General features: G+C 72.5%; 13 protein-coding genes and 1 pseudogene. 8 read left to right on the plus strand and 6 right to left on the minus strand.

Features of this window, described 5'->3' with window-relative positions:
- Window positions 1-55 precede the first annotated feature (55 nt).
- Window positions 56-976: a proteasome assembly chaperone family protein gene (locus tag ACTFTM_RS11485; protein WP_449565778.1), complete on the minus strand. Its 921-nt coding sequence runs from the start codon at window positions 974-976 to the stop codon at window positions 56-58.
- A 401-nt stretch (window positions 977-1,377) separates the two neighbouring features.
- Between ACTFTM_RS11485 and ACTFTM_RS11490 the strand changes: the two genes are divergently transcribed.
- The 3 genes from ACTFTM_RS11490 (at window position 1,378) to ACTFTM_RS11500 (ending at window position 3,266) form a co-directional block, all read left to right on the plus strand.
- Window positions 1,378-2,223 (plus strand): peptidase M23, encoded by an 846-nt coding sequence (locus tag ACTFTM_RS11490; RefSeq protein ID WP_449565779.1) that lies wholly within the window; start codon window positions 1,378-1,380, stop codon window positions 2,221-2,223.
- 106 nt (window positions 2,224-2,329) lie between these two features.
- Window positions 2,330-2,476, plus strand: a complete 147-nt coding sequence (locus ACTFTM_RS11495) for a hypothetical protein (protein ID WP_355237852.1) — start codon at window positions 2,330-2,332, stop codon at window positions 2,474-2,476.
- 46 nt (window positions 2,477-2,522) lie between these two features.
- Window positions 2,523-3,266 carry an EcsC family protein gene (locus tag ACTFTM_RS11500; RefSeq protein WP_449565780.1) on the plus strand — a complete coding sequence of 248 codons (744 nt, stop codon included), beginning with the start codon at window positions 2,523-2,525 and terminating at the stop codon, window positions 3,264-3,266.
- 21 nt (window positions 3,267-3,287) lie between these two features.
- On the opposite strand, the gene ACTFTM_RS11505 is transcribed toward ACTFTM_RS11500, so the two are convergent.
- Complete coding sequence (locus tag ACTFTM_RS11505) at window positions 3,288-4,139, minus strand: GDSL-type esterase/lipase family protein (protein ID WP_449565781.1); 852 nt, start codon at window positions 4,137-4,139, stop codon at window positions 3,288-3,290.
- 190 nt (window positions 4,140-4,329) lie between these two features.
- On the opposite strand from ACTFTM_RS11505, the gene ACTFTM_RS11510 reads away from it, so the two are divergent.
- Genes ACTFTM_RS11510 through ACTFTM_RS11530 form a run of 5 tightly spaced genes read left to right on the plus strand, consistent with a single transcriptional unit; the run spans window position 4,330 to window position 8,913 of the window.
- Window positions 4,330-4,593, plus strand: coding sequence for a DUF6343 family protein (locus ACTFTM_RS11510; protein WP_355050249.1), 264 nt, complete (start codon window positions 4,330-4,332; stop codon window positions 4,591-4,593).
- Window positions 4,594-4,606: 13 nt separating this feature from the next.
- Window positions 4,607-6,022, plus strand: a complete 1,416-nt coding sequence (locus tag ACTFTM_RS11515) for an NADP-dependent succinic semialdehyde dehydrogenase (protein ID WP_449565782.1) — start codon at window positions 4,607-4,609, stop codon at window positions 6,020-6,022.
- Window positions 6,023-6,062: 40 nt separating this feature from the next.
- The gene (locus ACTFTM_RS11520; protein WP_449565783.1) at window positions 6,063-7,028 is read left to right on the plus strand and encodes a TIGR03885 family FMN-dependent LLM class oxidoreductase; all 966 of its coding nucleotides are present in this window, start codon (window positions 6,063-6,065) and stop codon (window positions 7,026-7,028) included.
- Between the two features lie 56 nt (window positions 7,029-7,084).
- A complete protein-coding gene (locus ACTFTM_RS11525) occupies window positions 7,085-8,659 on the plus strand; it encodes a Na+/H+ antiporter (RefSeq protein ID WP_449565784.1) in 1,575 nt (524 codons plus the stop codon).
- Window positions 8,656-8,913, plus strand: coding sequence for a UBP-type zinc finger domain-containing protein (locus ACTFTM_RS11530; RefSeq protein ID WP_422739437.1), 258 nt, complete (start codon window positions 8,656-8,658; stop codon window positions 8,911-8,913). The genes ACTFTM_RS11525 and ACTFTM_RS11530 overlap by 4 nt, the downstream gene beginning before the upstream one ends.
- Before the next feature lie 3 nt (window positions 8,914-8,916).
- Here the strand turns inward: ACTFTM_RS11530 and ACTFTM_RS11535 are convergent, their stop codons facing one another.
- The 4 genes and pseudogenes from ACTFTM_RS11535 to ACTFTM_RS11550 form a co-directional block, all read right to left on the minus strand.
- Entirely contained in the window at window positions 8,917-9,450 is a 534-nt protein-coding gene (locus ACTFTM_RS11535; RefSeq protein WP_449565785.1) for a GNAT family N-acetyltransferase, read from the minus strand.
- 13 nt (window positions 9,451-9,463) lie between these two features.
- Window positions 9,464-10,678 (minus strand): MFS transporter, encoded by a 1,215-nt coding sequence (locus ACTFTM_RS11540; protein WP_449565786.1) that lies wholly within the window; start codon window positions 10,676-10,678, stop codon window positions 9,464-9,466.
- Entirely contained in the window at window positions 10,678-10,908 is a 231-nt protein-coding gene (locus tag ACTFTM_RS11545) for a hypothetical protein (RefSeq protein WP_449565787.1), read from the minus strand. Before ACTFTM_RS11545 ends, ACTFTM_RS11540 begins: the two co-directional genes overlap by 1 nt.
- 158 nt (window positions 10,909-11,066) lie before the next feature.
- Window positions 11,067-12,316: pseudogene (locus ACTFTM_RS11550) on the minus strand (HNH endonuclease signature motif containing protein).
- Between the last annotated feature and the right edge of the window lie 69 nt (window positions 12,317-12,385).

Raw genomic sequence — 12,385 nt, forward strand, 5'->3', positions numbered from 1 at the left:
CGCCGCCTCAGCCACGTGCCGTGTCGCCACCTGGCCGCCGGAAAGGGCGGCCCGGTCAGCTTCCGGGAGTGTCGCCGGGACGGGTCTGCTCGGCCAGGAACCGTTCCAGCTCCGCGCCGAGCTCGTCGGCGGTGGGCAGTGGCCCGGCGTCCGGGGCGAGCAGGCTCCGCTCGCCGCGACCTCGGGCGAACGCGTCGTACTGCTCCTCCAGGGCCTGGACCAGCGCGGCGGCGTCCTCGGTCTGGGCGACCTGCCGGTCGATCTCCACGCGGACCACCTCGGCGGCCGAGCGTAGGCCGTCGCCGGGCAGCAGCAGCCCGGTGCTGCGGGAGACGGCGCTCAGCAGCACCTCGGCGGCGGCCGGGTACTCGGTCTGCGCCACGTAGTGCGGCACGTGGGCGGCGAAGCCGAGGGCGTCGCGGCCCTGCTCGCCGAGGCGGAACTCCAGCAGGTGGCCGACGCTGCCGGGCACCTGGACCCGTTGCAGCCACGGCTCGTACCCGCTGATCAGCTCGGGGCGGGTGGCGTGGGCGGTCACACCGGTCGGCCGGGTGTGCGGAACCGCCATCGGGATCGAGTTGAGCCCGACGGTGAGTCGTACGTCGAGCCGGGCGGCGAGCCCCGCGACGGCGGCGGTGAACCGTTCCCACTGAAGGTCCGGCTCGGGGCCGGTGAGCAGCAGGAACGGCGTCTCGTCGTCGTCGTGCAGAAGGTGCAGCTCCAGTTTCGGCGCGTCGAAGCTCTCCCAGTGGTCCTCGTTGAAGGTCATCACCGGCCGCCGCGAGCGGTAGTCGAAGAGCTGGTCCACGTCGAAGGTGGCGATCGGCCGTCCTTCGAGCGAGGTGAGCAGTTGCTCGCGGGCCAGCCGGCTGGCGTTGCCGGCGTCCACGAACCCGGTGAGGGCCTGAATCAGGACCGGCTGCCCGAGGTCGGGCAAATCGTCGGTGAGCTGGTAGAGCTCGTGTGGGTCGAGCACCGGTGCGGACCTCCCTGGAATGTGCTTGTTCGGGTGCCGTCGCGAGGGACAGCATCCGGTTCGGGCAACGTACCCGCCATCCTGGCGCATTCCTGCGTCGGGCGATCCGTCGCCCGCCCGGTGGGCACGATCGGACGAACCACCCGATTACGTCAATCGGCCGATGGGTGGTTCGGCCCAAAGGCCGAGTTTGTCGATCATGTCGGGTCTCGCGGACCGATGTCCCTCCCTGTCAAGGGTCCTGTCGGCCTGGGCCCCGCGCCGCTTTTCTCCGGTACGCGAGGTTCGTTCCTCGGGCGGGTCGACAGGTGCCGCTCGTCCACCGGCAGGACCCGATTCTGTGGTGATGACCACGTGATCACCGTGCGTGATCGGGGTTTCGGTCTGCCTAGCCTCGGCTGATGCGTGACGACGGCACCCTCGACGACCCGTACGCCCCGATCAGCCGCACTGCCGAAACGGAGGAAGGCACCTCAGCCGAACGGACAACCGCCGCGAGTCGGCTCCGGGCGTACGCCCGCGATCTGAGCGGTCGACGTCGCGCCCAGGTGGCGCTCGCCACCGGCGTGGTCTGCTGTCTCGGTCTGGGCGCCGCCGTGCAGGTTCGGAGCGACGCCGGCGTCCAGTCGCGCGAGAAGACCTCGGGTGTCGAGCTGGCGGAGCGCGTCGAGCAGCAGGCCGCGTCCCGCTCGCTCGACCGCTCGGCGGTCCCGTCCGCCACCCCGTCGGCGTCCGCCACCCCCGCCGACCCGGACGCCACCCCCCGTGCGCGCAAGGTCGTCCCGGCCAAGCCGACCCGTCCGGCGCCGGTCGCCGGCCTGGACGAGGACCAGATGAAGAACGCCGAGGCGATCGTCCGTACCGGCCGCAAGATGGGCGTCCCGCGCCGTGGCCTGGTCATCGCGGTGGCGACCGCCATGCAGGAGAGCAACCTCTACAACGTCGCCAGCGGCGTCCTGCCGGAGTCGCAGGACTACCCGCACCAGGGCGTCGGGTGGGACCACGACTCGGTCGGGCTGTTCCAGCAGCGTTCCAGCAGCGGCTGGGGCCCGATCGGCCGGTTGATGGACCCGGAGTTCGCGACCCGACAGTTCCTCACGGCGCTCGAACAGGTTCCCGGCTGGCAGCAGATGCGCCTCACCGACGCCGCGCAGGCGGTGCAGGTCTCCGCGTACCCGGAGCACTACCAGCAGCACGAATGGCGGGCCACCCGGGTCGTCGACGCCCTCTCGCCGAGCGGGCGGTAGCCTACCGACCACTATGGACGGTGAGGGTTGAGCCTGTCGCGTCCCGGGTACATCCGTTGCGGGTTCGGGGTACACATGACTGAGGGATCACCGACAGGAGGACGTTATGTCTCTGATGCAGCGGATCAGCACATTCCTGAGATCGCCCAAGGGTCAGCAGCTGGTGGACCGGGGTCGGCGCGAGCTGGCCAAGCCGGAGAACCAGCAGAAGCTCAAGGGGTTGGCCACCCGCCTGTCCAACCGCCGTCGCTGACCGCGCCACCGGCCGTCCTGCCCGTACCCACCCCTGGGGAGACCCGGTGACCGACACCCCGCCCGCCGGCGGTCAACCCGACGCGCCCACCCCCGAGCCGTCGACCGCGCCAGCGGCCACGCCCGAAGGTCCGCCAGCGCGGCTGTGGGACCGGATGCGTGACGATCCGCAGTACGCCCCGGAGCACCTCGCGCTGGAGGCGGTGCGCCGGCTCGGGCCGGAGGCCGCGCAGTGGGCCGCTCGGGCCCGCCACGACCACCCCGGCGTCTCGTCCGAGGTCCTCGCCGACCAGGCGGTCCGCAAGTTCGTCAACCTGGCCCGCCTGTCCGGGGCGGTTTCCGGCGCGGCCGGGCTGCCCGGCGCGGTCCTCGACGTCGGCGTGCTGGCCTGGACCCAGGCGCGGATGGTCCTGCACGTCGCCGCCGCGTACGACGTCGACCCGCTGCACAGCGACCGGGCCACCGACCTGCTCGTGCTCCAACGGGTGCACAAGGTCGCCGAGAGCGCCCGCCTGGCGCTCGGGGTGGCCGCCGGCCGGGAACGCGCCGACGCGCTCTTCGGCCTGGGTGGTCAGCGTCCGCTGGGCCGGGTGATGTTGCAGCTCGGCGTCCGGCTGGCCCAGATGGCCGGTGTGCGGGCGGCCAAGCGACTCGTCGCCAAGATCGTCCCGGGTGCGTCGATCGTGCTCGGCACCTGGGCCAACTCGTCCGCCACGAAGGACCTGGCCGAGCGCTCCCGGGCGCTCTACGGTCGCCGGGGCACCGCAGTTCCGGAGCCCCGCCAGCCGTGATCCGTCCCCCGCGGGGTGGGTTCAGTCGGCCAGCCCGGAAGCGCGCCAGGTCACCTCGGCCAGCCGCTCCTGGCCGCTGGCGTTGGGGTGGAACCAGTCCAGCGGGTTGAGCAGGTCCAGGGTGAAGCGGACCCGGTGCGCCGCGCCGCCGTCGTGCCGGCAGCGCGAGCCGTACGCCCGGCAGGCCGCCACCAACTGCACGTTGTACGCGTCGATCCGTTCCCGGACCGCGGCCCGCCGGGCCTTGTCGGCGGGCGCGTCCGACGTCGCGTTGGCAAGGAGCGCCGGGCAGATGCCCCGCTTCCACGCGCGCGTCGCCCGCCCGTCGTCGTGCCCGACTTCCCACAGCCGGTACAGGTCGGGGATGCTCACCACCAGCACCCGGGCCTTCGGCCGGCCGTTGCGCAGCGCCCGCAGGCCCCGGTCGACGTCGGCACGGAAGTCGGTCACCGGTGTCATCGCGTCCACCCCGCCACGGCAGATGTCGTTGGCGCCGATCAGCACGGTCACGTAGTCGGCGCGGTCGCGTACCGCTGCCTGGGCCTGGCCTTCGAGGGCGTCGGCGCGGGCGCCGGGTCGTGCGTGGTTGTACGCCCGCCCGCGGATCGCCGAGTTCTGGTCGAGCAGCCGCCGGTAGTGGCTGTGCACCCGCAGGCCGTCCCCGGTGGACCAGGAGTTGCGCTCACAGGAGGTGAGGACCAGGCAGGAGGCGAAGCCGGTGCTGATCGAGTCGCCGAGCGCGGCGATGCCGCCGGGACCTCCGGACGACGGCGTGCTCTTCGTGGGGCGCGGTGCCGCCGACGTGCCACCCTCGCAGGCCAGCGCCACCAGCGCGGCGAGGCAGGCCAGGGCGGCGATCCAGCGTCGAGGCATGACATCCCCTGTCTCGCAGCGCAGAGCGACAGCGCGGTAACTCTATGCGCTGGACCTGGTCGGGCGGGAAGTCGCTGTCGGGTATGCGGCGAAGGGCCCCCGAACCTGTGGTTGAGGTGCTATAAGCGCCGCCGCGCGAGGAGTCGTGCGCCACCGGTTAACACCCCCGATCGCGGGTAGATCGTGGGGTATGACGAGATCGCAGCCCCGGCGCGCCCGTGGCACGGTCGGCCACGCGTACAGCGCCCTCAACCTCCGGCTCACCCTCGCCAGCTTCGGGCTGGTGATCATGGTGATCTTCGCGGTGCTGGCGTTCTGGGCCGGGATCGCCTGGCTCGGCGTGCTCTGCGCGATCCTCGCGGTGGTCGCCGTGGTCGATCTGGTCGTGATCCAACGCCGCCGCGCCGCCCGCCGCCGCGAGGAGCCGGGCGTACGACACTCGCTGTTCGAGTGACAGGAGAAGCGACATGCCGCACATCGCCACCACCAACCCCGCCACCGGTCAGGTGCTCAAGACCTACGAGGCGATGTCCACCGAACAGCTCGACGCCGCCATCGAGCGCACCGACCTCGCGTACCGGCAACTGCGGGCCACCACCGTCGACGAGCGCGCCCGGTGGATGAACGCCGCCGCCGACCTGCTCGACGCCGAGCGCGACGAGATCGCCCGGGTCATGACCACGGAGATGGGCAAGACGTACGCCGCCGCCCAGGCCGAGGTGACCAAGTGCGCCACGGCCGCCCGCTTCTACGCCGACAAGGCCCCGGCGTTCCTCGCCGACGAGCCGGCGGACGCCGCCGCCGTGAAGGCGACCCGGGCGTTCATCCGCTACCAGCCGATCGGCGTGGTGCTCGCGGTGATGCCGTGGAACTTCCCGCTCTGGCAGGTGATGCGCTTCGCCGCCCCGGCGCTGATGGCCGGCAACACCGGCCTGCTCAAGCACGCCTCGAACGTGCCGCAGACCGCGCTGCTGCTGGAGGACGTGTTCCGCCGCGCCGGCTTCCCGGAGGGCGCCTTCACCACCCTGCTGGTCGGTTCCGACGCCGTCGAGCGCATCCTCGCCGACCCCCGGGTACGCGCCGCGACGCTCACCGGCAGCGAGGCGGCCGGACGGTCGATCGCGCAGATCGCCGGGCGGGAGCTGAAGAAGACGGTGCTGGAGCTGGGCGGCAGCGACCCGTTCGTGGTGATGCCCTCGGCGGACCTGGACCGCGCCGCCGAGGTGGCCACCACCGCCCGCTGCCAGAACAACGGCCAATCCTGTATCGCCGCCAAGCGATTCATCGTGCACACCGACGTCTTCGACGCGTTCGCCGAGAAGTTCGCCGCGAACATGGCCGCGCTGCGCGTCGGCGACCCCATGGACGCGGACACCGACGTGGGGCCGTTGGCCAGCGAGCACGGCCGCGAGGAGGTGCACGCCCAGGTGCGCGACGCGGTGGAGAACGGCGCGACGGTGCTCTGCGGCGGTGAGCTGCCCACCGGCGACGGATGGTTCTATCCGCCGACCGTCGTCACCGACCTGACGCCGCAGATGCGGATGTGGTCCGAGGAGGTGTTCGGGCCGGTCGCCGGCCTGTACCGGGTGTCGTCCTACGACGAGGCGATCGAGGTGGCCAACGGCACGAGCTTCGGGCTCGGGTCGAACGCCTGGACCAGGGACGCGGCCGAGCAGGAGCGCTTCGCCACCGACCTGGACGCGGGCAACGTCTTCGTCAACGGCATGACCACCTCGTACCCGGAGCTGCCCTTCGGCGGCGTGAAGAACTCCGGCTACGGGCGGGAACTGTCCGAGCTGGGCATGCGGGAGTTCTGCAACACCAAGACGGTGTGGGTGGGCGAGGGGGCGGCGTCGGCCGGCGCGGGCGCGCACGCCGAGTAGCACGCATCACCGGACGTCGTCGTGGGTAGGAGGTGCGCCCATGACGACGTTCGGGTTCCACGCCTCCCACGAGCAGATCAACCCCCGCGCCCTGCTGGAAGCGGTGGTGCACGCCGAGCGGGCCGGCTTCGACGCCGCCATGTGCTCCGACCACTTCTCCCCGTGGAGCGAGCGGCAGGGCGAGTCCGGCTTCGCCTGGTCCTGGCTGGGCGCCGCGCTACAGGCCACCGGCATGCCGTTCGGCGTCGTCAACGCGCCCGGCCAGCGGTACCACCCGGCGATCATCGCGCAGGCGATCGGCACGCTCGGCGTGATGTACCCGGGCCGTTTCTGGGCCGCCCTGGGCACGGGCGAGGCCAGCAACGAGCACATCACCGGCGACGCGTGGCCGCGCAAGGACGTCCGCTCCGCCCGGCTGCGGGAGTGCGTGGACGTGATCCGGGCGCTGCTGGCCGGTGAGGAGGTCAGCCACGACGGCCTGGTACGGGTGGACCGGGCCCGGCTGTGGACCCGCCCCGAGGAGCCGCCCGCGCTGGTCGGAGCCACCGTCAGCGTAGCCACCGCCCGCTGGTGCGCCGAGTGGGCCGACGGCCTGATCACCGTGAACGCGCCCGTGGAGCACCTGCGCGCGATGATCGACGCGTACCGGGACGCCGGTGGCCGTGGACCGCTGCACCTTCAGGTGCACGTCTCCTGGGCGCCCGAGCAGGCGCAGGCCGAGGCGATCGCGTACGACCAGTGGCGCAGCAACGTCTTCGCCCCGCCGGTCTGCTGGGACCTGGAGACCGTGGAGCACTTCGACGTGGTCTCGGCCGACGTGCCGCCCGAGCGGGTCGCCCAGGTGGTGAACGTCTCGGCCGACCTGGGCCGGCACGTCGGCTGGTTGGAGGAGTACGTGGCGCTCGGCTTCGACCAGATCGCCCTGCACCACGTCGGGCAGGAGCAGCGCGGCTTCATCGACGCGTTCGGCGCGGAGGTGCTGCCGAAGCTGCGTCCAGCCGGCTGATCGGAGTCCGCCTCGGCTCGGCCGCCCTCATGAAGCAGGCCCTAGGCTCGTACCCCATGGAAAGCCTGTTTCCGGTCGTCGTCTTCCTGGCGATCGCCACCCTGGGCGCGGCGCTGGCCCGCCGGCTCGGCCTGCTCGCGCCGATCCTGCTTGTCGTACTCGGATTGGCCCTGTCCTTCGTTCCGGGCTTCCCGCAGATCCACCTCGAGCCGGAGCTGGTGCTGATCGGCATTCTGCCGCCGTTGCTGTACGTCGCGGCACTGGAGACGTCGGTGCCGGCGTTCAAGAACAACATCCGGCCTATCCTGCTGCTCGCGGTGGGTCTGGTGCTGTTCACGGCGTTCGCGGTGGGCGTCGTGCTGCACCTGCTGCTGCCGCAGGTCCCGTTCGCGATCTGCCTGGCCCTCGGCGCGGTGGTCGCGCCGCCGGACGCGGTGGCCGCCACCGCGGTCGCCCGCCGCGTCGGCCTGCCCCGCCGGGTGGTGACCATCCTGGAGGGGGAGAGCCTCGTCAACGACGCCACCGCGCTGGTGCTGCTGCGGGTCGCGACGATGGCCACCATCGGCTCGACGGTCGGTACGACGGACGTGGCCGTCGAGGTGCTGCGCGCGACCGGCGGCGGCATCCTGATCGGCGCGCTCGGCGCGGTGGTCTTCGGCTTCCTGCACCGGCGGATCAGCGACCCGCTGCTGGACAACGCGCTGTCGTTGATCATCCCGTTCGCGGTGGTGTTCACCGCCGAACACCTGCACGCCTCCGGCGTGGTCGCCGTGGTCGTCACCGGGCTGGCCCTCGGCCACAAGCTGCCGCTGTTGCTGTCGGCGGCATCCCGGTTGCAGACCGGGGCGTTCTGGCGGCTCGTGCGGTTCCTGCTCGAAGGGCTGGTCTTCCTCCTGGTCGGGCTGCAACTGCGCGAGGTGCTGGGCGACCTCGACGAGCCGGCCGGCTCCCTCGTCCTGATCACCGTCGCGGTGCTGGCCACCGTCTTCCTGACCCGCTTCGTCTGGCTCTTCCCGGCCACCTACCTGGCCCGTCTGGTTCCCCGGATCCGCCGCCGGGACGCGGCCCCCTCCCCGAAGTTTCCGATCATCATCGGCTGGGCCGGCATGCGGGGCGTGGTGACGCTCGCCGCCGCCCTGGCCCTGCCGCTGACGCTGGCCGAGGACGAGCCGTACCCGCGGGCCCTGTTCATCTGGCTGGCCTTCGCGGTGATCGTGGTCACGCTGGTCGGCCAGGGCGCCACCCTCCCGCTGGTCGCCCGCCGCCTGAACCTGCCCCAGGACGACCCGGTGCAGGACGCGTTGTCCGCCGCTGGTGTGCAGCAGCAGGCCAGCAGGGCCGCGCGGGAACGGCTTGAGGAACTGGCCGACAGCGCTCCGGCGCCCGTGGTGGACCGGCTGCGCCGGGTACTCGAGGATCGCACCAACATGGCCTGGGAACGGCTCGGCGGCGACGAGCGGGAAACCCCTTCACAGGCGTACGGTCGGCTGCGACAAGAAATGATCGACGCCGAGCGGGACGTCTTCCGAGTTGCCCGGGACTCCGGTCGCATCCCTGAGGAGGTGCTGGTGCGGGCCTACCGTGACCTGGACCTGGAAGAGTCGCTGCTGCGGCAGGAGGTGGAACAGTGAGCTGTCAGCATCTGACCGAGGCCGGCACCGCCGAGCCCCGTACCCCCGACGAGTGCGCGGACTGCGTCGCCATCGGCAACACCTACTGGGTGCACCTGCGTACCTGCCTGAGCTGCGGCCAGGTCGGCTGCTGTGACTCGTCGCCGAACCAGCACGCGAGCAAGCACTTTGCGTCCACCGGTCACCCGGTGATCCGCTCGGCGCAGCCGGGCGAGGCGTGGCGCTGGTGCTACGTCGACGAGGAGATCGGCTGACGTTCAGCCGAGCCGGCGCACGAGCAACTGCCCCGGCCACGGCTCACGCCCCGGCCGGACCACGGTGAACGGTTCGGTCGGGGTGAAGCCGCAGCCCTCGTAGAACCGGACGAGCGCCCGGTCGTCGCCGCCGTAGCAGTCCACCCGCAGCAGCCCCAGCCCTCGCGCCCGGGCCAGTTCGGCGGCGTGCTCCAGCAGCCGGGCCCCGATCCCCAGCCCGGCGTACGCCCGGTCGGTGACCAGCAGCCGAACGTACAGCTCCGGCTCGGTGGCCGGGGGCACCTGCTCGGTGGCGGCACCCACCACCAGCGCGCCGACCGGACGGTCACCCAGCATCGCCACATGCAGGTCGCCACTCGCGGCCCAGGCGTCGGCGCGCGAGATCTGGCCGGGATCGGTGGACGGCGGCCGGGTGCCCCACTGGCCGGTCCGCCCGCGCTCGACCAGCCAGGCGGTGGCGCTGTCGAGCAGCCGCAGCACCTCCGGGGCGTCGTCGGGACCGCCGGGGCGGACGGTGATGCTCGACTGATCGGTCATGCCCGGCATCCTGCTACATCCGACGGGTGGTCAGCGCCCGGCGGGTCAGTGCCGGGGTGCCCAGACCCGCCGCGGCGAACAGCCCGGCGACGGCCAGCCAGCCAGGCGCCCCGCCGTCGATGATGAGCAGGGTCAGCAGGGCCGGGGCGACCGCCCGGGCCAGCCCGGCAAGCATGCCGTCCGCCCCCTGGTACGCGCCGAGGTCGTCCGTCGGAGCGAGGTTGTAGGCCAGCCCGGCTCCCGCAGCGGCGTGCCACAGGTCTCCGGCGGTGTAGACGGCGGTGGCGACCAGGAGAAGCAGGACCGCCGCTGTGGTCGGCAGGGCAACCGTGATGGCGTAGAGCAGCATCGCGGTTGCCAGTATCAGGCCGGCGCGGCGCATCGCCGCCGCCGCCGGGACGGCGGTGTCCGCCCCCCGGCTCAGCCGCACCGCCAACAGGACGGTCAGCAGCGTGTTGGTCAGCAGCACCGCCGACACGACCGGCGGTGGCGCTCCGACCACGGTCACCGCCCACAACGGCACCACCAGTGTGAGGACGGTCTGGTGCAGGGCGAGGACCGCCGACGAGCCGCTCACCACGAGGAACCGGCCGTCGCGCAGCGGTCCTCGGCGGCGTAGGGCAGCGCCCGTCGAGGCACGCGGCGTCGGCGGGTACGCCGGCAGCCGCAGCAGCAGCGCCGCCGACACGAGATAGGTGGCCGCGTTGCCGACCACCAACAGCTGGTACGCCCGGTGCGTGTCCGCGGCCAACGCGAATCCGGCCAGCCCGGCCCCGGTCGCGATGCCCAGGTTCGCCACGGCGCGCAGCGTGGCGAAGGCGTGCACCCGCCGCTGTGGACCCGCGACGGCCGCGACCAACGCTGCGCGAACCGCGAGGTTGCCCGAGACCAACAGCAGTTCGAGCACCGCGACGACCAGGAAGACCGGAAACGAGTCGACCAGCAGGTACGCCGCCCCCACCACCGCCTGGAGGGCCTGCAGGGCAGCTCGCAACGTACGCGGATCGTGCCGATCGGCCAGGGCGCCGAGCGGCACGCTGGCGGTCAGTCCCACCAGGCCGGCGACGCTGAGCCCCGTACCCACCTGAACGGCGGACAGCCCCACGTCCCGGGTGAGATAGAGAGCCGCCCCGGTCAGCCACAGGCCCGCACCGACCGAGTTCGCCAGGGTGGCGAGGGAGAGGGTGCGCAGTCGCCCCGGCGGAGGCAGCGGCGAGACGCCCCGCATCAGCGCGAGACGAACGCGGCGGCGGCGGAAGCGGCACCCCGGTCGCTGGCGCTGGCTGAGTCATTGGCGTTGGCGCTGGCGCTGGCGCTGGCTGAGTCGTTGGCGTTGGCCAGCTTGTTGTTGGTCGCCTGGTCGCTCGTGGTGACCGACTTGCTGTCACTGGCCGGTTCGCTGGTGGTGGCGTGGTTGTGCTCGGTGGTCCGCTCGAACGTGTCGCCGTTGACCGTCATGGTCGCGACGTTATGCAGGCTGGGCGGAGTCGGCGGTCCCGAATGACGCGAGGCCGGTCACACCACGACCCGAAGGCTTTGGCTCGTTGCGACTGCCGGGCTGGGAACCGGGCACGTCCACCGGTGGTACTGGTTGCGGCTGGCGGGCTGGGAGCCCGTCACGTCCGCCGGTGGTAGTGGTTGCGGCGGGGGAGTTGCTCGGGGTCGAGCCAGGCGGGCGGGACGAATTCGGGGTGGCCGTCGCCGCCCAGGCGGACCGTCCACTCGCCGCGGTGCACGTGCCGATGATGGTGACCGCAGAGGAGCACCGAGTTGGTCAGGCTGGTGTGGCCGCCGTCGGCCCAGTGCCGGATGTGGTGGGCGTCGCACCAGCGGGGTGGGCGGTCGCAGCCGGGGAAGGCGCAGCCTCGGTCGCGCAGGACCAGGGCGCGGCGCAGCGGCCCGGTGACGAGTCGGCGTTGCCGGCCGACGTCGAGCGGCTGACCGTTGCCGCCGAGCACGGCGGGAAGGATCGCCGCGTCGCAGGCCAGCCGACGTACAGTCTCCGGGGTGAGCTGTGGGCCGGTGTCGAGGGTGCCGGTATCGAGTTGCCGGGCCAGCGCGTCGAAGCTGGTGGTCACGACGATCTGGGCGGGCTCACCGCCGTGGTCGGGCAGCTCACCGGTGCGGAGCGCGAGCCGGCAGAGGTCGGCGAGCGCGTCGTGCCGACGTTGGCCGGGGCAGCGTGGATCGTCCGGACCGGACGGTGCGGTCAGCGGGTCGAGGGCGGCCCGCAGCAGACCGGCCGCCTCGGCGTTCAGGTGACCGGAAAGCCGCAGTCGACCGTCGTGTAGCTCGGAGAGCGTGAGATGACGGTCGCGGTCGGCCCGGCGGGCCTCGGCCTCCAGCGCCGCCCGGGCGGCGGCCTCGGCAAGCTCGGGGGCCACGTGGTCGAGGATCCGGGTGCCCAGCTTGCGCAGCAGCCTCGGCTCGAACTGCCCGGCCCACCCGACGAGGACGCCGACCGCCTTGTCGGCTGCCTCGGCGCCGGCGGCCGTGTGCACCGTCTGGAGGTCTCGCCGATGACCCGCGCCTGCTCGACACTGATGTCACCGTCCGCCAGCGCGGCGCGCACACCGGGCGCTCCGGCGTCGAGCGCGCTGGCGAGATCGACCAGGCGGCGGGCGGCGGAACCGTCGAGCCGCAGCCGGCCCCGCAACCAGAGCGCCGTCGACGACGCGCCCTGCGCCCGGGCCGTGCCCCGGCCGTCCACCTCACGCACCAGCGCCAACTGCAGGGCCGCCAGGCGTTGCGCGAGCCGGTGCGCGGCGTCGAGGGCCGCGACAAGATCGTGCTCGGGAAGAGCCCACACCGGCGCGGCGAGGCAGTCGGCAACCACCGAGTCCGCCCGCACCAAGCTCTCCAACATGGACCGACCTTAGAACAGGTGTACGACAATCTCGGGCCGGTCGAGCCTCGATGCTGCCTCCTATGATCG

This window comes from Micromonospora sp. RB23, assembly GCF_053585025.1.

What these genes read in the sequence shown, in the direction of transcription:
- ACTFTM_RS11545 (WP_449565787.1), bottom strand. Translation starts at nt 10,908, where the DNA reads ATGACGGTCAACGGCGACACGTTCGAGCGGACCACCGAGCACAACCAC.
- ACTFTM_RS11505 (WP_449565781.1), bottom strand. Translation starts at nt 4,139, where the DNA reads ATGCCTCGACGCTGGATCGCCGCCCTGGCCTGCCTCGCCGCGCTGGTG.
- ACTFTM_RS11495 (WP_355237852.1), top strand. Translation starts at nt 2,330, where the DNA reads ATGTCTCTGATGCAGCGGATCAGCACATTCCTGAGATCGCCCAAGGGT.
- ACTFTM_RS11510 (WP_355050249.1), top strand. Translation starts at nt 4,330, where the DNA reads ATGACGAGATCGCAGCCCCGGCGCGCCCGTGGCACGGTCGGCCACGCG.
- ACTFTM_RS11520 (WP_449565783.1), top strand. Translation starts at nt 6,063, where the DNA reads ATGACGACGTTCGGGTTCCACGCCTCCCACGAGCAGATCAACCCCCGC.
- ACTFTM_RS11515 (WP_449565782.1), top strand. Translation starts at nt 4,607, where the DNA reads ATGCCGCACATCGCCACCACCAACCCCGCCACCGGTCAGGTGCTCAAG.
- ACTFTM_RS11540 (WP_449565786.1), bottom strand. Translation starts at nt 10,678, where the DNA reads ATGCGGGGCGTCTCGCCGCTGCCTCCGCCGGGGCGACTGCGCACCCTC.
- ACTFTM_RS11490 (WP_449565779.1), top strand. Translation starts at nt 1,378, where the DNA reads ATGCGTGACGACGGCACCCTCGACGACCCGTACGCCCCGATCAGCCGC.
- ACTFTM_RS11535 (WP_449565785.1), bottom strand. Translation starts at nt 9,450, where the DNA reads ATGACCGATCAGTCGAGCATCACCGTCCGCCCCGGCGGTCCCGACGAC.
- ACTFTM_RS11525 (WP_449565784.1), top strand. Translation starts at nt 7,085, where the DNA reads ATGGAAAGCCTGTTTCCGGTCGTCGTCTTCCTGGCGATCGCCACCCTG.